Below are 22,473 nucleotides of genomic sequence, written 5' to 3'. Positions count from 1 at the left end.
TATAAATATACAATTCATTATGTTACAATTTACATGTATTAAATTAAGTTCACGCATTTAGAGGAGGAAGTCTTTTGAGAAAAACAGGAACTATTGTGCTCAGTACCTTGCTTGCCGTCTCTGTTTCTAGCCTAGGATGGCTCTCTCCCAGTGCAGAGGCAGCTACATCAAAAAAGTTGTCTAAGCAAATGGAAGAAAAGATTGCCAAATTAGCAAAGAACAAAGTGTCGAAATATATCGATACGAAATCTAGTAAGCCCGTTGATGTCATCGTTCAGTTGAATCAACAACCAGTTGGAGAAGTGATTAAAAACCATAAGCAACTGAAATCTTCTCCTGCTAAAGATTATCAAATGCAGATGAAAGAATCCCTCAATCAAACTGAGAAGAAGGTCAAAAAGGTAAACTCAAAGGTAAAAGTGAAACAGAGATTCGATACCGTCTTTTCTGGTTTTGCTGTTTCCGTGCCTGCGAACCAAATCCATAAATTAGCAGCAATGCCTGAGGTAAAAGCAGTCTATCCTGCGTTAAAGTATAAAGCTTTAGGCACTGGTAGCTCCACAGTAGGCGCACCCGAAGTTTGGAAACTAAAAGATCCGCAAGGCCTTCCTGTTGATGGCAGAGGAATCAAAGTAGCCGTTATTGACACGGGAATTGATTCCCAACACCCCGATTTAAAGAATAATTACATCGGAGGATATGATGTCGTGGATCGGGATAATGATCCGCAGGACGAGCAAGGTCATGGTACTCATGTAGCAGGTATTATTGCCGCAAATGGCGAGATCAAAGGAGTAGCACCCGAAGCATCCCTCCTAGCTTATCGTGTATTAGGAAAACAAGGTGGAACGACAAGTGATATCTTAACGGGGATTGAAATGGCAGTCAGGGATGGTGCAGATGTGATGAACCTCTCACTCGGCGCAAATGCGAACTATCCTGACGATCCTCTCGTATCAGCTCTAAATCATGCAGCGAAAATCGGGGTTTCTGTAGCAGTTGCAAACGGAAACTCTGGCAGTGATGCATGGTCAGTGGGGGTTCCTGCCACAGCTGATAAGGTGATCTCCGTAGGTGCTTCCACTCTGGAAAAAGAGTATCCAAAATTCGATGTAGTTGGAACAGAGACCTCCTTTGATGGCGCTCAACTCACCAAGATGAAATTTCCTTACAACTCTCAGTTTGAAATAGTCGATGTTGGATTTGGCTCCCCCCTTGATTACAAAAAAGTAAATGTAAAAGGAAAGTATGTACTTATCCAACAAGGAGCAGCGAAGCAAGACATCTATGTATCTAATGCTCATAAAGCCGGAGCAACCGGGGTTCTACTATACATGAAGGGGCAGGAGCAAGATGCATTACAAGATATCGAGGCTAGCTTAGAAAATAAAATTCCTGCCGTACAATTACCAGCAAAAGATGCAATCAAGTTAAAAACGTCACTGAAAGCTGGGAAAACCATTGCGTCTCTAAAAGAGTACACGCCTTACGAGTTTATGGCCGAATTTAGTTCACGTGGGCCTGTTCATGAAACATGGGCAGTGAAACCAGATGTGGTAGCTCCCGGTGTGGCTATTAAAAGTACTGTACCAGGAGAAGAAAAGTATGCAGAATATGATGGGACAAGCATGGCAGCCCCACAAGTAGCTGGAGCAGCGGCTTTACTCCGCCAAATGCATCCTGACTGGACACCTGAAGATGTAAAAGCATCTCTTTCCAATACAGCAAAGACCTTAACAGACATAACCGGAAAACGCTATGATGTGATGACACAAGGCTCAGGTCGCATTGATATCCCGAAAGCAATTCAGGCAACTACGCTCGTCACACCGAATAACTTCACATTTGGTCTTGTAAAACCAAATAGTGGAGAGGTCACGCTTGAGAAGAAACTTACCGTTAAGAATACAACCGGAGCCAATCAAACCTATACGAGCCGTGTTGAAATGGCTACAAACACAGGAATTCAAGTTCAAGCTCCAAATCAAGTAGTAGTGAGTGCAAATAGCCAGGAAGATTTTACTGTAAAAATCACAGTAGATAGTTCCCTTCCTCGTGATGTCTACTCAGGCTACCTCTACTTAACAGGAGGGAAAGAGGAGATAAAAGTTCCTTTTACTTTTAGCATCGATCCCGCCAGCTACAACCGTGTAAACTACCTAGGTGTAAGTGACCTTATCTTCTCACCAAATGAAGATGGGAAAGAAGAGTCTACTACCCTCTCCTACTATATTCCGACCGTTGCCAAACATCTAAACTTCTACCTACGAAATCTGGATGATGAAAGTAAAGTAAGCTTGATTCATCAAGGTGAAAACATTGGGTCTGGATGGCATGGTATGAAGTGGACTGGAAACACCGTGGATAAAAAAGCAGTTCCAGAAGGAATTTATGAAATGCAAGCCGTAGCATCTGATGATGAGGTAGAAAGCTCTACTGCTGCTCTTGTATTAGTAGACAAGACAGCACCTGTCATCACAGCAAATCTCAATGAAGAAGCCAAAAAAATTGACCTAAAGATCGAAGACTTCTTAATGCAATACAACTACCTTTTCAAGTTATTTGGCATAGCCCAAGATGATCTTGTAAAAGTAGAGTACATCCTTGAAGGAACGAGCGACCGAGTGCGCATTCCTCTTGATGAAGAGAAGATGGAGATCGAGATCAAACCGGAATGGCTTGAGTCAGGCAAAACAAGCATGACCATTCTTGCCACAGACGATGCTGGAAACCAAAGCAAAACGAAAGTAAGCCTTACAAAGTAAGTCATTTCAAACTTTGAAAAACCCACTGATCCTGACACAGATCAGTGGGTTTTTTTACTCTTTTCCTCCAAACAAACCAGTAATCCTAACTTTTCAATCTCCTCAAAAAATGTCGGACATGTTTTCGATATACATCCGGGATCAAGAATTCTCACTCCTGGAACCTTCGCACCCATTAAAGCTAAGGACATAGCCACACGGTGATCATCATATGAGTTACATTCAGCTGGTAGAGGGTTACCGGGGTAAACGGTTAAACCATCTTCACGTTCCCCTACCCGTATCCCCATCTTGGTTAGACACTCTGCCATAACACCAATCCGATCCGATTCATGCTTCCTGATATGTGCTACTTCATGAATGGAGATAGGCCCATCTGCAAAAGGTGCAATGGCCGCAAGAGTTAATGTCTGATCAGACATCTCTCTCATCGAAATGTCAAAATTCCCTTTTAGTTGAGCCGTACCTCGTAATTCAAGGAAGCCATCTCCTTTAACCACTGTACACCCCATTCTTTCCAACACATCCACAAATTGAATATCGGGTTGCAATGTATCATAAGATAGGTTGTCCACACGAACCTTTCCATTAGTGAGTGCTGCTAAGGCAAAAAAGTAGTTCACAGTTGACGCATCAGCTTCTAATTGGATATCTCGACTCTTGTAAGCTTTGGGATACACCTTAATAGTGGTTAATGAGTCATCATACTCGACATGAGCACCGAACTGTTCCATCAGATCCAATGTGATTTTCACATAGGCATGTTGGACGATATGATCCACTACATGGATCGTCACGGGCTCCTTCGCATAACTACTCGCGATTAGTAATCCACTGATAAACTGACTCGATGTTTTACCAGAGATATGCACAACACCCCCGTGAATACCCTTTCCTTCAATCTGAATCGGTAAAAAACCCTCCTCACCCGAGTATTTGATTTGTGCACCCAGTTCCTGAAGGGCAGTAATAAGAGTGGCCATCGGGCGCTTACTCATACTAGTACTTCCCTCCATCGTCCAATGTCCACCCTGAGATGCTGCTAAGAGGCCGGGAAGAAATCGCGCTGTCGTTCCAGCCGAACCTATATAAAGGGTTTCATCCTTATTAAGCCAATCTCCGCCTACCCCTTCTATGATCACTTCATCCCCATCTATTTCAACCAGAACGCCAAGCTGTCGTAAAGTATGTATACACCAGTATGTATCGTCACTCTTGAGCACTCCAGATAGCCTAGATGTCCCTTCCGCCATTGCCGCGATAATCAATGCTCGATTGGTCCAACTCTTGCTACCTGGAACACGAATTCGGCCATTAACCGGATGATTAGCTGGTGATACCTCAGCTACTTCTACATCGTGTAACGTCGCCCATTCAGATCTTGCATGTAAATCTGGTTTAAAATCCTCCATATCAATCAGTACCCCCATAAGAATCTTATTCTTATATCATATATAATTTTATAGTAATATTGGGGGTAAAAAGTTACCCAAACCGAAATTAGCTAAATTTCAGTTTACGAGGAGATCTCTCACATGAAAACAAATAGCCCCCCTTATTTTATCATGCAGCGTATTTTATTGGATGTTTGGTCTAAAGAGTCTAGCACTAAATTCGCTCCAGAAAATCCAGCACTGGGACAATGTGGAGTAAGAGGCTTTTGCTGACACTAATGGGCAACAATATAATTATTTGAAGACAGCCGTAAGCCACAGGATACAGGATTTACACAAGAAGACGCAGATATGTAGAAACAAAGGGGAAACGTTTGGGGTATGAAAATCAACCCACAAACATTTCCCCTTTTGTTTCAATCTACCACAAGACTAATCCACATTTATAGATGGCTCTTTATCCCATCCAGAATCAAGTTAATTTGCTGAATAACTTGATCTCTCTGCTCCTGGATGAAGAAATGTCCACCACTGTATGCATATAATTCACAGCTACTAGACGTGTATAAGCCCCATTCCTTCACTAGATCTGTTGATACATACGGGTCTTCCGTACCATAAAATACAACAAATGGACAATCTATTTGCTCCCGATCAGTAGGGGGCTTATAAAGCTCAATCGCTTGAAAATCAGACCGAATGATAGGAAGAAAAATACTAGCTAGTTCTTCGTTATCCAACATCTCAGCAGGTGTTCCACCATAACCGAAGATCTTGTCTAAAAACGCTTCGTCACCCAGTGTATGAATTTGATTTCGTACTGGAACATGTGGAGGATTCTTCCCAGAAATCAGACAGCAAACGGGCATAGGTTGATTTTCTGATTTTAATCTCCTCATCACTTCAAATGCAACCAGCGCCCCCATACTATGGCCAAAAAAACAATACGGACCACTATGAATCTCATGTTTGATATTTTGATAGATATCCTCAACTAACAGACTAAAATCCGAAATGAACGACTCTCCAAAACGCCTTCCTCTACCAGGTAACTCAACTGGGATTAGTTCAATATCTGCTTTCAGATCATTCTTCCAATCAAAAAATACCCTTGCTGACCCTCCAGCATATGGAAAACACAATAATTTTATTTTGCTCATAAACGAAACCTCTTCTTGTGTGAAATAAGGTACACGATAACATATGTAATTACAATTTAGAGTTATAAATGGTGTCAATTTATAGAACCTGCTCAAGATAAAATAACCGGGAATTCAGCCCATGTAATGAAGAAGTAACAACATCAATGAATAAAGCCATCACCTACAAAGAGAACTCCATTTCCAAAACAAGGAAATCGAGTTCTCTTATACTCCCTATATCCGATCTTTTTTCGGTACATTCCGATAAAACTCGTGAAATAACTTGATCAATGCCCGTTTCTCAATCCTCGATACATACGATCGTGAAATTCCTAACTCCTTAGCAATCTCACGTTGCGTTTTCTCATCTTCATTCAACAAACCGAAACGCCAACGAATCACCTCTTGCTCACGTTCATCGAGGATATGGATGTGGCTATAGATCTGTGTCTTTTCAATTTTGAGTTGCACATGCTCAGCTACTTCATCCCGCTCTGTTCCAAGGATATCGATTAGAGTTATTTCATTTACACTAGGGGGTTATCTGTGTTCAACTCCATTCATTGCGTTCATGACAAAATAGATATAGACTTATCCCCCTACTATATAACTATTGTTCTTTTATAGGTATTTCATGATCAATAGATAACCATAGACTTAAAATCAATCGCTTTAGCTCCTCTATTCTGATATTTCTTTCTTCTTCTGTGATTCTAGGAGGAACTAGATGAATCGTTGTTTTTCCTATTTTATATGTTACATCAGCTTGCTCATCTTCTTGCAACGTACATCACCTCGATAAACTGTATGCAGAAGACAAGAAGTCTTGACATATATTTATACACATAGGAGGATTTTTTATGGATAGAGTAGCGATTTATCTACGAAAATCACGTGCGGATCTGGAAGCAGAAACCCGCGGTGAAGGTGAAACCCTAGCTAAACATAAGAAGGCACTGCTTCAGGTAGCCAAAAATCAAAACCTAAATATCGTAAAGATTAGACAAGAGATTGTATCGGGGGAAAGCCTAATCCACCGTCCGGAAATGATGGAACTTCTAAAAGAAATTGAAGACGGTCTCTATCATGCCGTACTGGTTATGGATGTAGACCGATTAGGGCGCGGAAACATGCGGGAACAAGGACTTATTCTAGAGACATTCCAAAAAGCTAACACGAAAATTATTACTCCTCGTAAAACGTATGATCTTCGAGATGAATGGGATGAGGAATATAGTGAGTTTGAGGCCTTCATGGCTCGAAAAGAGTTGAAGATCATTAATCGACGCCTACAAGGTGGGAGAGTCCGCTCTGTAGAGGAAGGTAATTATATCGGCACTCGCCCCCCCTATGGATATGAGATTCGAGATGACAATAAAAGCCGTTATCTGGTTCCAAATCCAGAACAAGCACCCGTGGTAAAAATGATTTTCAACTGGTATACACATGAAGATCCGAATAAAAGACTTGGATCTAATAAGATTTCTAATGAGCTAAATGCGCTTGGCTATAAAACCTATCTTGGAAACCCTTGGAATAGCTCTAGTGTACTAAATATCATCAAAAATGCTGTATATGCCGGACGAATCCAATGGAAGAAAAAAGAACATAAAAAAACATCTGATCCTCTCAAGCGCCGTGAAGTCAAGACACGTGCTCAAAGCGAATGGATTGACGTACAAGGAAAACATGAACCATTGATCCCTATGGAAGTATATCAAAAGGCTCAACAAATCTTAAAAAAGCAATACCATGTTCCTTACCAACTCGAAAATGGAATCTCTAACCCATTAGCTGGATTAATTAAATGCGCAAAATGCGGCTCCTCTATGGTCTTAAGACCTTATACCAATCAACTTCCTCACCTCATGTGTTATAAAAAGCAATGCAAAAATAAAAGCTCTCGATTTATGTACGTAGAAGAACATTTAATCGAAGTATTACATACTTGGCTGGATCAATACCGTTTCACATGGGGCAAAAAGGACTGCCCTGAGAGCTCTTCTTACCATATCGAGCTCAAAGAAGCGGCTCTATGTAACCTGAAACAGGAAATACGAAACCTTGAAAGCCAAAAGGGTAAGCTACATGACCTGCTAGAACGGGGAATCTACGATGAAGAAACCTATATAAATCGCTCTAAGCACATCGCCAGCCGGATTAGTGAAATACACCAAACATTAGAAAAAACACTCATCGAGCTAGAAGAAGAACAAAATCGTACAAAAGCACAAATTGATATCATCCCGAAAGTTGAACACGCTCTAGATATCTATCCCCTACTACAAGATGCCAAACAAAAAAATGCCCTGTTAAAAAGCATTTTGGATCACTGTACTTATGTTAAGGAAAAGCATCAATGGAATAATGAGTTTACACTAACTGTGTATCCTAAGCTCTAATGTTCACTGGACATCCCCTAAAGTGAAAAAAGGAGCAATCCTACTTAGGACGCTCCATGAAATCGTTCTACTTACTATCCGCTAAATCTCTTTTTAGTACGTCCCATATAGGGTTATTTTGACGTATAGGTTTTCCATCTTGATCCCATTTGATTTTCCCAGTCCCTAACTCATAATCCATGCCCGTCCAAGTATCTTCACGAAATGCATAGAAAGACTTGTGCCAACCACGTTGATTAAAGATGGAAATCAAATCTTGCATATATCGCGAGGCTCCCGGAATCGTACGATTAATCCCGAATTCCTCAGCCATAATTCGATTGGCAGGAATATGATTGCTCTGGGCCCATGTTTGAATAGGCTGTAAAAAAGTGGTTAACTCATTTTTGTTCCACATGATCGGTTTTTTATTTTCTCCCACCTCTACCACTCCGGGGTACTTATATTTCTTCTCTTGATTTTCACCCTGACTTGTTAATTCATATGGCTCGTACATGTGAAAGGCATACAGGGTTTTATGATCGTTAACTGGTTTAAGATATTTAAATGCCCAAGGAGTTGCATATAAACCGGAATCTAAAATAATAGGTGTGTTATCATCTACTTTACGAATAGAGCTTACTATTTTTTGATTAAATTGATTTAAATCAGCAGTGGTTCCTTTTACCTTGGAATACCATTTTTCATAATCCTCTGTCCAAAAATCATTGAATTTGTTTTTCTTAGATGTTTCTGGATGGGGTTCATTAATAATGTTATATCCTACAACAGCAGGGTGATCCTTTAACTCTAAAGCTAAGTCCTGCCAAAATTGACCGGCTTGTTCCTGATATTTTTCTTCTTCCCAGATTCGATCATCATTTTGGTTGTTATTAAATTGACGCCAACGATCTCCTGGTAATGATAGCATGGCAAGAACCACTTTTATCCCCTGTGATTGTGCCACATCTAAATCCTGCTTTAATTTTGCTAGATCTTCTTTTACTAATCCTTGATAGTTATCCGCATTTCCTATCAAAAAGTCCTTTCCTGATCGATCTGGCTTATCCTCGAATAAGAAATCTCTATCTTTTGCCCATTTATCTGGAGCTAAGCGCACATATTCAATGTTTGCTTTTTTGGCTGCTTTGTAACTTTCAGGCAGTGAAGTGCTATTCATAAAATTAGTGCCTGTCCGTTTCTGATTCCAAAAATTGATTTTGGAATCTACATTTTTGTCAGGCTCGGCCCTCACTGCTATACCTTGCATTCCTAAACTCATGATTCCTATCAATGTGATTACAAGTATTATTCTCTTCATGGTTTACCCTCTTTCTAGATATTCATTTCTCGTCTAGTATAGATGGCCGATGTGACATGAATGTTACAGTCGCTAGCTTCTTTGTACCTTATTTCGCAGTTCTTCATTTTTAAGAACGAACCTTAGCCCATATTGACGGATGTATTAACAAGTGCTAATATATCGTGACGAATCATATTAGTACATATTAATACGACTAGGAGGTCTAGTCCGTATGACTCAAGATTCTATTGATGTGAAAGTAAAGTTTATTCGTGGCTTTGCAGATAAAACTCGGCTTCAAATTTTGGATTGCATCAAGAAACATGAAAAAACCGTCTCGCAAATTGTTGTAGAAACCAACGGGAATCAATCGAATGTTTCTCAACATCTAGCTTGTTTAAAGGGTTGTGGAATCATTACCAGCAGACAAGAAGGAAAATTTATGTATTATCGTCTTCGAGATAATCAAATCCATGAATTGTTGGATATGTTTGATCATGTTTTATCTCATGTTCATGAAGAAGTTACGAGTTGTAAGCGTAATGATCAATGCTTTGGTTAAATGAGCAAAACCGAATGGGGGAAAAATAGGTGAAAAAAAAGAAGAACCAAAAAGGACACAAGAAGGGCCAAATATCTTATAAACCACTTGTGATAGGCACACTTATTACGTTAGCTTTGGTAGTCGGTATTTTTGTTCTAGCAGATATGAGAAATAAAGAAAATCTAGAAGCCATCCGGAAAGAACAACCTAATATAGTGAATCAACCCGTACTCGGAAAAGAGGATGCCCCCGTAACCATCGTAGAATTTGGTGACTACAAATGCCCATCCTGTAAAGCTTGGAGCCAAAAAATCTTTCCGCAACTTAAAAAAGACTACATTGATACTGGAAAAGTGAAACTCGCATATATTCACGTCCTGTTTCATGGGGAAGAATCTACGCTATCCTCACTAGCAGCTGAATCCGTATTTGCTCAAAACCCCCAAGCATTTTGGAAATATAATAAAGCATTGTTTGATGCTCAACCAAATGGAAATCACGATGGTCTATGGGTAACACAAGAAAAGCTATTAGATCTTGCTAAAACACATACTCCAGAGATTGATCTCACCAAGCTCGAAAACGATATAAAGGAAAAAAAGGCATCAAATCAAGTAAGTGTAGATGCAGATTTGGTCCAACAATTTAAAGTTGAACAGACTCCAACGATTATGATTAATGGCATCGAGTTGGATAATCCTTTTGATTACGAGAAGGTCCAGTCCATCATTGATAAGGAATTAAATAAGAAAAAGTAATGGTCGATTAGCTGGTCACATCAAACCAATTAAGGAGCTATCCATTCAAAGGGATAGCTCCTTAATTCTATTTCACCGCCGTAATGACCCATTCGCTTATTTACGAAATCACTACGATTTTATCTAGGCGATATTGTCCTATTCATCTTGGGTTTCCTTCTCCATCCGATACTCTAAAATATCCCCAGGTTGACATTCTAATACTTTGCAAACTGCCTCTAACGTAGAAAGCCGGATTGCTTTTGCTTTTCCATTTTTTAATATAGATAGATTGGACATCGTGATCCCAACCCTCTCTGAAAGCTCTGTTACGCTCATCTTTCGTTTTGCTAACATTACATCAATGTGAATCATAATTGCCATATTCTCCACCTCAGACCGTCAAATCATTCTCTGATTTTATGTTAATCACTTCTTGTAGAAGCCGTTTCATGATGGTAACAAAAACTGCAATAACCAACGAAGTAAAAGTGATAATAAGCCCTAATAATCCGACGGGAGGGTCAACTTTCCTCGCTATAAAATGAAAGAGTGGCAATCCTAACAGATACAAACCACTGATGATCATCGCACTGAGCTGTATATTCTTTAAAGATTTCACGGATAATGATGAAAATGCTTTATTCTCATCAATGTACCGTAAAAGATGGAAGGCTTGGTAGAGAGCGAAGTAAAAAGGGACAGCCGATCCATACATCACGATAAAAACAAGATATTTGATTGAAGCAAAATTTGGATACAATGAAGCTGCGAAATTCGCCATTTTGGGCACTAAAAAGATACATAGAGCAAGAATAGGAAGCCCGATCATAAAAACCGTTATCTTTAAAAAGAGCGTTGATGCTCGTTTCATAAAAAGCACCTCACTTAGTTAGTATATTGATTTTACCACCAGATTTATTGTTTATCAATAAATAATTATCTTTTTAAGCTATTTTTTTGTTTTTTCCATAGAATATTTATAGTACCAAGTAATTCCTCAACAATAGAATAAGGCTCTCCACTCTGTGTTTATAATCAGAGTGAAAAGCCCTATTTTCTATCATTTCGTGATCCAGAAGTTTTCTATCAGACTCCAGTGCTTGTCCAATGGAGCAGGTTCCCTTACTACAATCTAGGATCTTCTAAAAGCCGCTCGATTTCTTCCTTATGATTGGTTTCATTGGCAATCATATCTTCTAGTTTTAGCTTTAATTCAATTTCTTGAAGTGCTTCCGCTTGTTCCATCCGCTTTATATATCTAGCAATTGTATCTACTTCTGCTTGCAAAGTAATTTGCAGCATACCTTTTACATCATGCGTTATCTGGACAGGTGGAGCTGTTAAAATAGGATCTCCACCAAGGGTAGCAATTTTCTCTGCTAAGTACTGAGCATGTAGCATTTCATCTTGTGCTTCTTTTAAGAAGAAATCCTTTAATGTTAGTCGAGCCAACCCTGATACAGTGGAAGCATTATAGATATATTGATGAATCGCTCCCAGTTCGTGAGCTAAATCTTCATTCAGTCCGTCGATTAGTTCTTGCCGTTTCATATCCATGATATGGGCTCCTTTATCTGTGATCGTCCTTTTTTACAGTACCCAATTGTTTGAAAATCATACAGAGACCTTCACTTCGTCGTTCTACTACGTTTTCGAGATTTCAATCGTAGCACCGCGCCCACCATTGCTTTCTTTGCTGACCTTAAATTGGAGACCTAATTTAGGTAGCAAATCCCCGATGCTTTCCATCCCTTGCAAGGAATAGTGATTTTGATCGTTAAAAATGGGAACCCCTTCTTGAGAAGGAGAGTCTATTTTCCCCCTATACGATTCTACTTTTAGAGGGGTTGTTTTACGTAGACCAAAAGCAGCATCGGCAAGTTGAAACGCATTCTCAGCTGGTTTTGACTTATCATTGTTCCAGTACAAAGTTTGTGGGTGAGCGTCAACAACACCAATCATTCCATAATTGTTCTTTTGATCGTAACTACCATCATAGTACCAAACCACCATTCCTGGGTCATAGGTGGGTCCCCTAAATGTATGTTGAAGCCCTTTATCCAACCCATTGTGACTTCTCCATTCAATCAAATAATAGCGGGGATATTTCTTTTTGTCTTTCTCTACTGGAGGGAGGTTTACTTTGATTACCTTGCGAGCAGAATTTTTGCTAACGGCTTCGTCTAACAGAATTTCTTTCTTTTCTTTCAAATCATCTAGATCGACTTCAATGGGCTTAATCCAATTACCACCATAAGTAGCTTGAAGAAATAATTTTGACTGTGGATTAAATTCGACTGGCTCAATTCCAGATATTTTTCCATTTGATGCACCTAAATCCATTAATGACCAATTCCCTACCAGGCTTTCTCCTTTTACAGACTGGTTATATAGATCCGGCAATCCCAGATTATGACCATACTCATGTGCAAAAGTACCAACAGGGGTATCTTCCGGAACCATCATATATGAGTAGGCTTTTAGAGAAGTTCCAGGTATTTGCACAGGTTCTTTCAATGTCCCTTGATGAGGTACTACATATAAATCAGCGTTAGATCCTGCTACCACAACGGTAAGATTATCCAATAAACCATCCGGCTCCATGACGTTTCCATCTCCGTCCAAATCATAGGGATCCCTCTGGTCGTATTTGTCCTCGTTTCCTTTAATGGTTTGACCTACCTGTTCTAGCGTTTCTTTTGCTAATTCTTTAAACCCATCAAAACCCTCAAATTCCCCACCCACTCCATAATACTCTTTCTTATTTTTAGCCTGCATCCACGGGGCAACTGTCCCCTGCATAGACCAAGTGTTTTCCGACTGTTCTTTATAAAATTGATTCATAGAAGGCATGCTAACTCCTTCAGGTGTCCGATAGGCACCCGACTGAAAGAGCATATCTTTGTAGTGATTTGGATTAAAATCTTTCGTGTAGAAAGTTTCTTTTGTGGTTGGTTTAATTTGATTATGCTTTAAATTCTGGAACTCAATTAAGGAAACAGCCGTATAATCCGTGTGTGCCCCTGTTTTTTTGGAATCAGACATGCTCTTTTTCTCCAATGCCTGCTTCTGAATGGATAATAAGTTCTTTTCTGCCTTTCTCCCAAATTCAGTAGAAATATCTATTCCTTGTTTGTCCTTTTGAGCACTTGCATTCACGATACCTGTTGGAACCGTAACATTAGCGATCGTCACTACTAGCGCTATGGAAAGCATGCCTACTATTTTTTTATAGGTATTCAATTTATATTCCTCCTGCATTTTATTTTCTTGTGCACCTAGATCAACTAATCTGTCGATAAGACTATCTTAATGATCGCCTATAAATATAAAATGCAGATAAAATAAAGATTACATAAAAAACGATTTTGAAGAAAACACACAGATAAAGACTCAGTGTAAATTCATTACCTTCTTTATCAGTCCCGATTGGATCGTGGAGCGATACATCCTTGCGTGCTTTTTTTAAGGACCGTAGATGCATTAAGATCTCCATTCTTATAACAACAGTGGTGCAAGTGTTCAAATGTATTCTTTACATCTCTGTACTCTACTGAGTCCAGAGATATGAAAAACTGTGAACAATTCTATTTATAGTTTCATAAGATGAACGAAGGAGTATTGTTGATGTACAAGGGGTGTTGTTGATGTACAAGGAGAATAAAATAGTAGTGTACACTGCTATCATGGGCAATTATGAAACTATCAAGGAAATTCACATTAGAGAGCCTAATATTGATTATGTATTATTTACAGATAACCCAAATGTAAATTCTGCTACATGGAAAATAATAAAAACAAATAGATTGTTTATGGATTCTACTAGATTCGCCAGACGATATAAAATTCTTCCTCATCGTTTTTTGCGTCAATACCAATATAGTATCTGGATTGATGGAAATATGGTTATAAAAAAACCTATTTACCCCTTAATTGAATTTCTTAGTAGCCATCCTTTAATAGTATTTAATCACCCTAATCGGAATTGCATCTATAAAGAGCAAGCAGCATGTGAAGCTCTAAAAAAAGATACTCCACAGATTATGAGAAAGCAGATAGAGAAATACAAAGAAATAAAATATCCAATCAATAATGGCCTTATTGCATCTGGTGTAATTTTACGACAACACAATCATCCTATGATAATTAACTTGATGGAAGATTGGTGGAATGAAGTTGTCAATTATAGTAAAAGAGATCAATTAAGTTTTAATTATATAGTATGGAAGAATCTAATGAATTATAAACAATTTGAATGGAATATATTAAAAAATTTTTTCGATATAAAGCCTCATAGATGATAAAGGAGAGATCATAATTGCAAGAGGATAAGCATTTGTTGGATAAAATCCGTCGACTTGTTGAGATAAACCCTGGGCAGTTATCAGTAGAAGAGTATTTGACAGTAGCAAAGATAATCAAAATGAGGAAACCTTGTAATATATTAATATTTGGTGTAGGGAAAGATAGTCGGTTATGGTCTGAACTAAATAAGAATGGTAAAACGGTTTTTATTGAAGACAATCCAATATTTTTTAATCGTATAAAAGAGGAAATACCTAATATAGAGGTTGAATTGGTACAATATGGAACCAAAAGAAAACAATATATGGAGTTGTTGAATGATCATAAAAAGTTAGAGATGGATTTGCCTAAAGAAATTTTAACTGAAAAATGGGATATTATCTTTGTTGATGCGCCAGTAGGGTATAGCGATGAAACACCTGGAAGAATGCAGAGTATTTATATGGCGTCATGGCTTGCTACACAAAGCTATAATACTCACGTAATTGTGCATGACTGTGATCGGGAAGTTGAAAAAGTGTATTGTGATACTTTTTTTGCAGAAAAACATTTCTTATTAAATGTTATGAAATTAAGATTATATTTAGTTGTATAATTCCCTATTTATATTTTAGACTGCAGTATATGTCTGAGCAATGGTTCTAGATCTAGAGCCATTGCTTTTTGATGTCCAGTATAACCATCCTGTTTTGTTGTTGAATAAACCATCTGTTTCTTTATCAATATTCAGATTTTGTATATCCATTATAAATTATTATATTCAATCATAATTATTTCCCCATTCACTAAAACGTATAAATCTCCACCCGATCCTCATACACCAAAATCTCTCTTACAATTTGCCTTGTTAATTCTTTTTTATCATCAAACGCAAGATTTTCTGCTCCCTTTTGTAGGTAATATTCGGACGCTTGTTTAATCAGTTCAAATGAATATTTCAAATCCATCTGATCTAGTTGTTTCGCTTTTAACATAGATAATTTCTCCGTCAGATGTTCCTCCTTTTGCTTTAGTTCTCGAATCTCAGTCCTGATCTCTTCTTCCAAATCTGGTTCTTCATTAAATAGCTTAAACAATCTCTTTCTACCCGACCGGATCTTAGCTATTTCTTTTTCCATACGTTCTATTTCAACTTCATCAAAGGATTTAAACGTTTCATCTCTGGCTAATTGTTCTGCTGCCGCTGAAATCTCATCAGGTTGATTCAACCATGCTATGATCTGCTCCCAAACTTGTTGATCTAGCTCTTCACATTTCGTTTTTCTACCACATCCAGAGTGTTTGGCTCCAGCGTAATTCTTTTTATCCGTATACTCAGCAACCTTCTGTCCCCAGTTTTTTGATACCCGTCCAGTCATCGTATTATGACACCCTCCACATCGTAATAGCCCGCTCAACAGGTACTGATTTTTACTTTGCTTCGTCCACCTTCTCCTTGATTCGTTTAGCAATCTTTGCGCATGAGAAAAGGTAGCATCCTCTATGATTCTGGGGCAATTCATCCGTATCCACTCTTCTTTAGGTCGAATACGGGCCTGAATACGATCCCCTGGTTCCCTGTGCTTATTAGCTAACATGCCTTCTGTATTCCAACGATTCTGATAAAACTCACCAATATATGCCTTGTTCATAAGGATCTGTCGTACTACTTGCCGATGCCATACATGATTTCCTTTTTTTGTTGGAATTCCTCGTTCTGTTAAATACCTCGCAATTCCATTAATCCCTTGGATCTCATTTGGAGTCGTGAATGTATGAAAAATAAACTTCACAACTTTTTCTTCCTCTTCATTCACAATGATTTGTTCGGTCTGCTTATCATAGCTATATCCATATATCTGAAAATCTCGGAGAACGCGGCCCTGTTTTGCCTTCGCTCTCCTTCCCCTGCTCATCCGTTCATTAATCTTTGCTTTCTCAAATTCCGAAATGGCCCCACGCATGCTATAAAATAAATTTCCTTCAGGGGTTTTAGCATAATCTCCATTTATGAACACTAAATCCACATTACGCTTATCAAACTCATCTGTTATTAATAGCTGATTCATCAGCTTACGAGATAACCGGTCTGGATCGAGACAGATCACTTTCTTGATGATTCCATTCCGAACGTCCTCTCTCAACCTACCTAATGCGGGTCTGTCTAGGAACTCGCCAGATATCCCTTCATCTATGTATTCCATCACTTCCGTAGTCATCGCTCTCTTCCGACATTCGGACACCTGATCCTGAAGGCTGAACCCATTTTTCGCCTGTTCCTCGGTACTCACTCGTGCATAGATTCCGATCAATGTTGATATGCTCCCTTCTATATAAATCAATAAGGTATTGATAGCTATCCAGCCTAGCCTGATTCGCATAATCTCCTTTAATCATCATCACATGCATCTTAGCACCCCCTGATACATGGGTATGCCAACACTGCTTGTCAATTTGAACAGATGTAAGAAAGAAATTTATCCCCACCTTTCCACCTCAAACAAAAAAGCCCCCGGATAGGGAGCTATGAATCTACACTGTTTGATTCTTGGTGATCGGACTTACTATGCGAACCAACTACCGATTAGTGAAGCGAGAGAACTCGCAGCTTTCACGACATCTCCAATGGATAACACAATTTTTGATATAAGTTCAAAAATTTCCAAATCTAGTTCCACCTTTCATCTCTAAATTATATTTCATTAGATATATTATTAAATATTTTCAACTTAATTGCAACTAATAATTTAGATAAATAAAATTATATATTAACAGACTAGCAGGTACTCGATATCCGTGACCCAAATTCTTGTTTTACCCCTATTGATTGAGCCAATCTAACCATTCTTTAGCAATCGAGACTAGTGGGGATGGAGTGAACATCTTGTTAAATCTAAAAATTACCAGAGAAATAAGGGGAAAGAGGTGTATAATGAGAGGAAGACTATATGAAAAATACAGGATGGAGATGGCAGACTATGTTAAACACCATTGGTAAATTAGTAATTACAGTATTTGTGGCTATGATCCCATACGTATCTGCTATATCTGTATATATACAAGAAAAAGCTCAAGAACAGCATGACGGCACAACCAAAATAGAACAAAACATCTCAACAACTAACCTGTCTGAGCGCGAATAGGACTCACGATAACCAACAATCTGGGAAATACCTAATATCAATAAAAAGGCTTGATTCATAGCGAAAGCAGGAGTATAAGCCATCTATCAAGACGAGGACTTCCCACCGAACTGGAAAGTCCTCGTCTTTTTCGATTCGAGACACCTAATATGCCTTTTCGGGGAGATCGAGCAAAACCTCCTTAGATGTACAAAGCCCGTTCCGTATAACTTCTAAGTCATATGGACACTGGTTGTTTTGATTCTAATGCTAACTTTACCGCATAACTGGCATGCAGCATGGTGGAATCAAAAATAGGGACATCTATATCAGTCGCCTTAATTAGTAGTGGAATCTCCGTACAGCCCAAGATAACTCCTTCTGCCCCTGAGGCTATTAACTTCTCAACAACAGTCAAATATTTTTGTTTGGAGCTTTCTAATATTCGTCCTTTACACAGTTCATCAAAGATAATATCATGTATTACTTGACGATCTTCAGCAGATGGAACGATTACTTCGATTCCATATTTCTCCTCCATGATCTCACGGTAAAAGGGTTGTTCCATCGTAAACTTGGTTGCAAGTAAGCCTACCTTCTTCAGTTGTGCTGCTTGAATTGCCTCTGCTGTTACGTCGACAATGTGTATCAATGGAATGGAAATGGCCTCTTGAACCTGAGGTGCTATGATATGCATAGTGTTAGTGGCGATTAAGATAACATCCGCTCCCGATCTTTCTAATTGCACAGCTGCATTAGCCAGAATAGCGGCGCTCTCATCCCATTTTCCTTGTTTTTGTAATTGAACGATCTCTTCAAAGTTTAAGGAGTATAAGATACAAGAAGAGGAATGGAGACCCCCTAATTCTCGATTAGTAAGTTGGTTGAATTGTTTATAGTAAAGAAGTGAAGACTCCCAACTCATACCTCCGATTAATCCAATTGTTTTCATATGCGCTCCTTTACGTATGTCTATTACTAACGTTTATATTTCTTTTAGAGAGCTCACACACGTTGGTCACAACGTATCTGTGCGCCCCACTCTTGTATTTTCTTTCCTCAGATATTTTACCATAATTAGAACCACCATTATACATTCTTTCATTGCTACTATCCTTCAAGAGAATGTATGTGTATTTATATTATGAATGAAGGGTTTAGTGAACAGTATAGCTCAAATGCATTATTTCTATGTTGATCATTCAAATGAAATCCAACCGTATTTGAATGTCATGATTCTTCATCAGATTTAACTAATTCAGCCATCTCTCACCCTTCATGATAGAAGACCCCTCTTTGCCTGATAGCTATACGCTATTGGGCAAAGAGGGGTCTTCCAGAACTTTTCTGCTTGTTCCAATCCTCTACTATTGAGCCACCCTATCCCTACCCTCTAAATCTTTCGCTGTCGAGCTAGTGGGCACATCTTTTTCATCTTTTAATGTTCCAAATACTATGTCAAATAGTGGGTTGGAGACACCATACCAATAGTTCTCATTTTTATAATGGTGCAATAAGTGCGTCTTTTTTAACCATCTTCCAAATGAGGTTCTAGGTTTAAGTGAGACATGTGCAACATAATGTTTCCATTCGTAAATCAATAGCATAGCAGTTAATCCCATCACAAAGGATGCGGTGAGAGTAAGAGAATTCGTGATAAGATAGGCCACGGATGACAGTATAACGGCGAAAGGAAGACTATACCAGACAGGTAGAAATAATAGTTTCAAGTTAGTAGGTTCGACATGATGATCATAGTGCAGACGCTTCAACAGCTTTAGGAAAAAGAGGTTTTTAGGTGGCTTCATGTGAAAAAGAAACCGATGCGTAACGTATTCTAAAAAAGCATATAAGCCCATTCCAAGAAAAAGTGCGAGGAAGGTAAAAGCATTTACTCCTTGATATAGAACATAGAAACCAAAAGCAACTAAGATAATGAGCATCGCCGTGATATCAAAATGAAAAAAAAAGTCCCGATATACCTTTTTCATTAGAATCCCTCCATGGTGGATCTCAGTCATGTGGCTTCAAGAGATTAACATGTGAATATTTCGACTTCATTTAGCAGACACCATCAAATGTTGGAGCTTCATATTCTCTGTTGACGTTTGAATGATGAGCTGATTTGGTTCTCCTAAACCCATTATAATATTTGTTTCAGAATAATACATATGTAACTTGCTCAACCCTATCCAATCTCCAGTATATAGAGCAAAAACCATAAATCCCCTTGTATCCATAAATAAATAAAAATCACTATATATGTTGATACTGCTTGTCCATTTGAATGTTAGCGAATAGTAAAAATGACTAAGGACATAGATTCGTGTCCCTAGCCATTTTTATACCCTCAACAGGACTTATTTTCTGGGAAACGATTTATCTTCTGAATAGATCTCGACTTTCTTCACGTATTTCTTCTAAGTCTAATTCGCACCAAGTAGGTTCGTAAGAAAATAATACATAAGGCGTATAACCGATGATTCCCTTTACAGCCTCTACAATCGCACAAGCTCCAATTGGTGAATCAGGCAGACCCAAAGTAATTCCATATCCTTGCTTTTTAGCTTCTAGCAAGTCATCTTTGACTAGCTTCACTGTTTTCATCACAAATTGATTTAGTTCAAGAGAGCTTTGGAAGTCCAGTGGTAATTTGCTGACTACATACTTACAATTCCCTTTGTTACTGTCATATACCCCATGAAAGTCAACAAATAATTTCATCAATATACCCCCATTCTATTGAAAGCTCACATACAGACAAGTTGTCTGTATGTGAGCTTTAACATAGCATTTACTTAATAGAAGTATCTACCATTTTTGTCATATCTACAATTGGAAGATCTTTTAATTCGACCCATGCTTTTTGTACGTCGTTCCATATTTCTTTTACTACATCTTCCGGAACATGTCTAGATCTTTCTGCATTTCGTTTTAAACAAACATCCAACGGTGCATAGACATAGAGAAGAACGATCTTAAAGCCCTTTTGTTTCGCTTCTTGAATTTCTCTTTTCATTCTCTCTACATTTCCACCTGTTGTGTCGTATACAAAAGAATCATTTTTAGTTAAGACATCTTGGAACTCTTGAGTTGATAACTCCTTGCTTAAGGGATGAGCAAGTTCGACCATATCTGTATTCGATTCATCATAATTCTTTTCTAGTAGGTTTGCATAATCGGATAGTTTGTGTTTTTCTCCTAGAACGTCTACAGTAGCTTCTGGATTTTGTTTGTATTGTTCTTGCAACATTACCCATGCTTTTGCCTTTAGTTCATCTGGATCAATTACTCGGTAATTTGGATATAATTTTTTACGTGTTGATGATTTACCTGCTGCTGGTGGTCCTACCATAAATATTGCTTCCTTTTGGATTTCTCCAGCTTTCTTAGTGGCTGGATGTGAAAATGCTGAAACTGACAAAACACCCGTTACGATCAAGCTAAGAATAAACGTAAAAACAACTAATAATTTCGTGGTCTTACCCATTATTGTATTCCCCTTTTCCTAAATTTATATAAATAAAGTAAAATCATGGCGACTTGCATAATCATATATAAGAGTCGGCACACATAAAAGAGTTAGTATTGACAACATTGTGAAGATTTTTGTCTGAATTAGACATATACACCTTTAGCCTTGATACAAGCTTCTAATTTGCTTTAGATATTCTAAGCTCCAAACGCTATAGTCTTCTGCTCTTTTCACTGTAAGAGTCTTACTGTTAGGACATAATAAATCAATTGCTTCTCCACCGTTTGGTGTAGTCATTTTAAAAGCGTCATGCTTAATCTCATCTTCTGTTGCCCATCTCACTGACACATTTTTGATTCCTGCTAGTTTGAAGGCAATCAGTCGTCTATGATCTAACGTCCAGATTTTTTTATCCTTATCACGCCATACACGGATCTGAGGAAGTTCTTCTGGTTTAAGAGTTCCTTCTTTTAAAGCTACGGCATTGTCCAGAACTGTGTAGTCCCCAGTCTTATTTTTAGCAGTGGACTGCATAAAATGAATGTTGTTAATCGGTAGATTATTAGCCGATATCGTTTTTGCAGAAGCCTGTCCTGATAACATAAAAACACCTGATAACACACTGATAATAAAAGTAAAAATGAGTAATAATTTCTTTGCTTTCCTCATCTATATATCCTTCTTTCCTTATATTTTTTTATAAATAAAATAAAAATTACATGTGACCTGCATAATCATATATCAGAATCATCATGTGCGAAAGTCCTAATCTTGACAACATTGCAAACGTTTATTTGTTATTATCTTTAGATTGAGCCATTACCTCTCTTTCCTTATATTTTTTATAAATTGATCTAACGCCACATGTAATCTGCATAATCATATCTGGGAGCTCTTGTCTTGGCAATATGATAAATCTTGGTAATAATATAGGGGTGTTTACTTGGAGCAAAATTCGCATACACTGAGAGTGAGGGTTTTCCCTTATTTAAGGAGGTGCTGAATGAGTCTAGTAGATGAAGCAAAAAATGTTAAAACGAGAGAAGACTTTTATCAATTTTCTATCCATTTGGCAGAAGACTTTAAAAATAACCAAAGGGACTGGGAAAATCTATCCATTAACGATTACTTACTCGCATTAGGAGCATGGGTGAAGGATATGGATGGCTATTATAAGAATCAAGGTATCCCTCTACCAGAAGAAATGGACTGGTCTTTCTTTGCCACAGTATTACTCGCAGCTAAGGTATACGAATAAGGTTTCTAATGAAATTCACGGTATGGATCCAACTGAAAACGCAAAGCTTAGGATTCAAACAATAA

The 22,473-nt window shown here is 38.3% G+C and carries 23 protein-coding genes and 1 pseudogene; 8 read left to right on the top strand and 16 right to left on the bottom strand.

Translation table 11 applies throughout. The annotated features are described in order from the left end of the window. The first annotated feature begins 74 nt into the window (after positions 1 to 74). On the top strand, positions 75 to 2,765 hold the full coding sequence (locus BLU58_RS17190) for a S8 family serine peptidase (RefSeq protein WP_093292927.1): 2,691 nt from the start codon (positions 75 to 77) through the stop codon (positions 2,763 to 2,765). A 41-nt stretch (positions 2,766 to 2,806) separates the two neighbouring features. On the opposite strand, the gene aroA is transcribed toward BLU58_RS17190, so the two are convergent. The 4 genes and pseudogenes from aroA to BLU58_RS16540 form a co-directional block, all read right to left on the bottom strand. Continuing rightward, the gene (aroA, locus tag BLU58_RS13490; protein WP_093292925.1) at positions 2,807 to 4,177 is read right to left on the bottom strand and encodes a 3-phosphoshikimate 1-carboxyvinyltransferase; all 1,371 of its coding nucleotides are present in this window, start codon (positions 4,175 to 4,177) and stop codon (positions 2,807 to 2,809) included. Between the two features lie 425 nt (positions 4,178 to 4,602). Continuing rightward, positions 4,603 to 5,319: a thioesterase II family protein gene (locus tag BLU58_RS13485; RefSeq protein WP_093292923.1), complete on the bottom strand. Its 717-nt coding sequence runs from the start codon at positions 5,317 to 5,319 to the stop codon at positions 4,603 to 4,605. 216 nt (positions 5,320 to 5,535) lie between these two features. Continuing rightward, positions 5,536 to 5,829, bottom strand: a pseudogene (locus BLU58_RS13480) (sigma-70 family RNA polymerase sigma factor); the annotation flags it as partial. A gap of 82 nt (positions 5,830 to 5,911) precedes the next feature. Beyond that, a complete protein-coding gene (locus tag BLU58_RS16540; RefSeq protein ID WP_176786684.1) occupies positions 5,912 to 6,085 on the bottom strand; it encodes a hypothetical protein in 174 nt (57 codons plus the stop codon). 76 nt (positions 6,086 to 6,161) lie between these two features. On the opposite strand from BLU58_RS16540, the gene BLU58_RS13475 reads away from it, so the two are divergent. Next, positions 6,162 to 7,703 carry a recombinase family protein gene (locus BLU58_RS13475; RefSeq protein ID WP_093292919.1) on the top strand — a complete coding sequence of 514 codons (1,542 nt, stop codon included), beginning with the start codon at positions 6,162 to 6,164 and terminating at the stop codon, positions 7,701 to 7,703. A gap of 67 nt (positions 7,704 to 7,770) precedes the next feature. Here the strand turns inward: BLU58_RS13475 and BLU58_RS13470 are convergent, their stop codons facing one another. After that, positions 7,771 to 9,003 (bottom strand): glycoside hydrolase family 5 protein, encoded by a 1,233-nt coding sequence (locus BLU58_RS13470; protein WP_093292918.1) that lies wholly within the window; start codon positions 9,001 to 9,003, stop codon positions 7,771 to 7,773. Positions 9,004 to 9,217: 214 nt separating this feature from the next. Here BLU58_RS13470 and BLU58_RS13465 point away from each other — a divergent pair, with 214 nt between their 5' ends. Both BLU58_RS13465 and BLU58_RS13460 read left to right on the top strand, forming a co-directional pair. Further along, complete coding sequence (locus BLU58_RS13465) at positions 9,218 to 9,547, top strand: ArsR/SmtB family transcription factor (RefSeq protein WP_093292917.1); 330 nt, start codon at positions 9,218 to 9,220, stop codon at positions 9,545 to 9,547. Positions 9,548 to 9,576: 29 nt separating this feature from the next. After that, positions 9,577 to 10,287, top strand: a complete 711-nt coding sequence (locus tag BLU58_RS13460; protein WP_255404716.1) for a DsbA family protein — start codon at positions 9,577 to 9,579, stop codon at positions 10,285 to 10,287. 138 nt (positions 10,288 to 10,425) lie between these two features. On the opposite strand, the gene BLU58_RS13455 is transcribed toward BLU58_RS13460, so the two are convergent. From BLU58_RS13455 to BLU58_RS13440, 4 genes are all read right to left on the bottom strand, one after another. Further along, complete coding sequence (locus BLU58_RS13455; protein WP_093292915.1) at positions 10,426 to 10,650, bottom strand: helix-turn-helix domain-containing protein; 225 nt, start codon at positions 10,648 to 10,650, stop codon at positions 10,426 to 10,428. A gap of 10 nt (positions 10,651 to 10,660) precedes the next feature. Next, positions 10,661 to 11,140, bottom strand: coding sequence for a DUF2975 domain-containing protein (locus BLU58_RS13450; protein ID WP_093292913.1), 480 nt, complete (start codon positions 11,138 to 11,140; stop codon positions 10,661 to 10,663). Between the two features lie 254 nt (positions 11,141 to 11,394). Then, complete coding sequence (locus BLU58_RS13445; protein WP_093292912.1) at positions 11,395 to 11,826, bottom strand: ferritin-like domain-containing protein; 432 nt, start codon at positions 11,824 to 11,826, stop codon at positions 11,395 to 11,397. 87 nt (positions 11,827 to 11,913) lie between these two features. Next, positions 11,914 to 13,512 carry an immune inhibitor A domain-containing protein gene (locus BLU58_RS13440; protein WP_176786683.1) on the bottom strand — a complete coding sequence of 533 codons (1,599 nt, stop codon included), beginning with the start codon at positions 13,510 to 13,512 and terminating at the stop codon, positions 11,914 to 11,916. A gap of 404 nt (positions 13,513 to 13,916) precedes the next feature. Between BLU58_RS13440 and BLU58_RS13430 the strand changes: the two genes are divergently transcribed. Both BLU58_RS13430 and BLU58_RS13425 read left to right on the top strand, forming a co-directional pair. Continuing rightward, positions 13,917 to 14,570 (top strand): glycosyltransferase domain-containing protein, encoded by a 654-nt coding sequence (locus BLU58_RS13430; RefSeq protein ID WP_093292910.1) that lies wholly within the window; start codon positions 13,917 to 13,919, stop codon positions 14,568 to 14,570. 17 nt (positions 14,571 to 14,587) lie between these two features. After that, positions 14,588 to 15,169, top strand: coding sequence for a hypothetical protein (locus BLU58_RS13425; protein ID WP_093292909.1), 582 nt, complete (start codon positions 14,588 to 14,590; stop codon positions 15,167 to 15,169). A gap of 190 nt (positions 15,170 to 15,359) precedes the next feature. On the opposite strand, the gene BLU58_RS13420 is transcribed toward BLU58_RS13425, so the two are convergent. Further along, entirely contained in the window at positions 15,360 to 16,844 is a 1,485-nt protein-coding gene (locus BLU58_RS13420; RefSeq protein ID WP_255404718.1) for a recombinase family protein, read from the bottom strand. Continuing rightward, positions 16,741 to 16,962, bottom strand: coding sequence for a hypothetical protein (locus tag BLU58_RS16960; protein ID WP_255404720.1), 222 nt, complete (start codon positions 16,960 to 16,962; stop codon positions 16,741 to 16,743). The genes BLU58_RS13420 and BLU58_RS16960 overlap by 104 nt, the downstream gene beginning before the upstream one ends. Positions 16,963 to 17,501: 539 nt before the next feature. On the opposite strand from BLU58_RS16960, the gene BLU58_RS13415 reads away from it, so the two are divergent. Beyond that, positions 17,502 to 17,696: a hypothetical protein gene (locus BLU58_RS13415; protein WP_093292908.1), complete on the top strand. Its 195-nt coding sequence runs from the start codon at positions 17,502 to 17,504 to the stop codon at positions 17,694 to 17,696. A 217-nt stretch (positions 17,697 to 17,913) separates the two neighbouring features. Here the strand turns inward: BLU58_RS13415 and BLU58_RS13410 are convergent, their stop codons facing one another. The 5 genes from BLU58_RS13410 to BLU58_RS16535 all read right to left on the bottom strand — a co-directional run bounded on the left by BLU58_RS13410 (position 17,914) and on the right by BLU58_RS16535 (position 21,819). Next, complete coding sequence (locus BLU58_RS13410; protein WP_093292907.1) at positions 17,914 to 18,627, bottom strand: aspartate/glutamate racemase family protein; 714 nt, start codon at positions 18,625 to 18,627, stop codon at positions 17,914 to 17,916. A gap of 415 nt (positions 18,628 to 19,042) precedes the next feature. Then, positions 19,043 to 19,666: a sterol desaturase family protein gene (locus BLU58_RS13405; RefSeq protein WP_093292906.1), complete on the bottom strand. Its 624-nt coding sequence runs from the start codon at positions 19,664 to 19,666 to the stop codon at positions 19,043 to 19,045. 388 nt (positions 19,667 to 20,054) lie between these two features. After that, positions 20,055 to 20,399: a hypothetical protein gene (locus BLU58_RS13400; RefSeq protein ID WP_093292905.1), complete on the bottom strand. Its 345-nt coding sequence runs from the start codon at positions 20,397 to 20,399 to the stop codon at positions 20,055 to 20,057. Between the two features lie 70 nt (positions 20,400 to 20,469). Continuing rightward, positions 20,470 to 21,165: an ATP-binding protein gene (locus BLU58_RS13395; protein ID WP_093292904.1), complete on the bottom strand. Its 696-nt coding sequence runs from the start codon at positions 21,163 to 21,165 to the stop codon at positions 20,470 to 20,472. Between the two features lie 144 nt (positions 21,166 to 21,309). After that, a complete protein-coding gene (locus tag BLU58_RS16535) occupies positions 21,310 to 21,819 on the bottom strand; it encodes a hypothetical protein (protein WP_176786682.1) in 510 nt (169 codons plus the stop codon). 334 nt (positions 21,820 to 22,153) lie between these two features. Between BLU58_RS16535 and BLU58_RS13385 the strand changes: the two genes are divergently transcribed. Beyond that, a complete protein-coding gene (locus tag BLU58_RS13385; protein WP_093292903.1) occupies positions 22,154 to 22,408 on the top strand; it encodes a DUF7660 family protein in 255 nt (84 codons plus the stop codon). Positions 22,409 to 22,473 lie beyond the last annotated feature (65 nt).

The organism is Thermoactinomyces sp. DSM 45892, assembly GCF_900107305.1.
Classification (GTDB): domain Bacteria; phylum Bacillota; class Bacilli; order Thermoactinomycetales; family Thermoactinomycetaceae; genus Baia.
Note: the sequence above shows the minus strand (reverse complement) of the source record. Positions and strands in the feature narration are given on the sequence as shown.

Bases quoted from the DNA above. Each gene is read 5' to 3' on its own strand.
- BLU58_RS16535 (WP_176786682.1), bottom strand. From the start codon at position 21,819: ATGAGGAAAGCAAAGAAATTATTACTCATTTTTACTTTTATTATCAGT.
- BLU58_RS13455 (WP_093292915.1), bottom strand. From the start codon at position 10,650: ATGGCAATTATGATTCACATTGATGTAATGTTAGCAAAACGAAAGATG.
- BLU58_RS13465 (WP_093292917.1), top strand. From the start codon at position 9,218: ATGACTCAAGATTCTATTGATGTGAAAGTAAAGTTTATTCGTGGCTTT.
- BLU58_RS13485 (WP_093292923.1), bottom strand. From the start codon at position 5,319: ATGAGCAAAATAAAATTATTGTGTTTTCCATATGCTGGAGGGTCAGCA.
- BLU58_RS13415 (WP_093292908.1), top strand. From the start codon at position 17,502: ATGAAAAATACAGGATGGAGATGGCAGACTATGTTAAACACCATTGGT.
- aroA (WP_093292925.1), bottom strand. From the start codon at position 4,177: ATGGAGGATTTTAAACCAGATTTACATGCAAGATCTGAATGGGCGACG.
- BLU58_RS13430 (WP_093292910.1), top strand. From the start codon at position 13,917: ATGTACAAGGAGAATAAAATAGTAGTGTACACTGCTATCATGGGCAAT.
- BLU58_RS13410 (WP_093292907.1), bottom strand. From the start codon at position 18,627: ATGAAAACAATTGGATTAATCGGAGGTATGAGTTGGGAGTCTTCACTT.
- BLU58_RS13400 (WP_093292905.1), bottom strand. From the start codon at position 20,399: ATGAAATTATTTGTTGACTTTCATGGGGTATATGACAGTAACAAAGGG.
- BLU58_RS13395 (WP_093292904.1), bottom strand. From the start codon at position 21,165: ATGGGTAAGACCACGAAATTATTAGTTGTTTTTACGTTTATTCTTAGC.
- BLU58_RS13405 (WP_093292906.1), bottom strand. From the start codon at position 19,666: ATGAAAAAGGTATATCGGGACTTTTTTTTTCATTTTGATATCACGGCG.
- BLU58_RS13470 (WP_093292918.1), bottom strand. From the start codon at position 9,003: ATGAAGAGAATAATACTTGTAATCACATTGATAGGAATCATGAGTTTA.
- BLU58_RS13445 (WP_093292912.1), bottom strand. From the start codon at position 11,826: ATGGATATGAAACGGCAAGAACTAATCGACGGACTGAATGAAGATTTA.
- BLU58_RS13450 (WP_093292913.1), bottom strand. From the start codon at position 11,140: ATGAAACGAGCATCAACGCTCTTTTTAAAGATAACGGTTTTTATGATC.
- BLU58_RS13475 (WP_093292919.1), top strand. From the start codon at position 6,162: ATGGATAGAGTAGCGATTTATCTACGAAAATCACGTGCGGATCTGGAA.
- BLU58_RS16960 (WP_255404720.1), bottom strand. From the start codon at position 16,962: ATGCATGTGATGATGATTAAAGGAGATTATGCGAATCAGGCTAGGCTG.
- BLU58_RS13385 (WP_093292903.1), top strand. From the start codon at position 22,154: ATGAGTCTAGTAGATGAAGCAAAAAATGTTAAAACGAGAGAAGACTTT.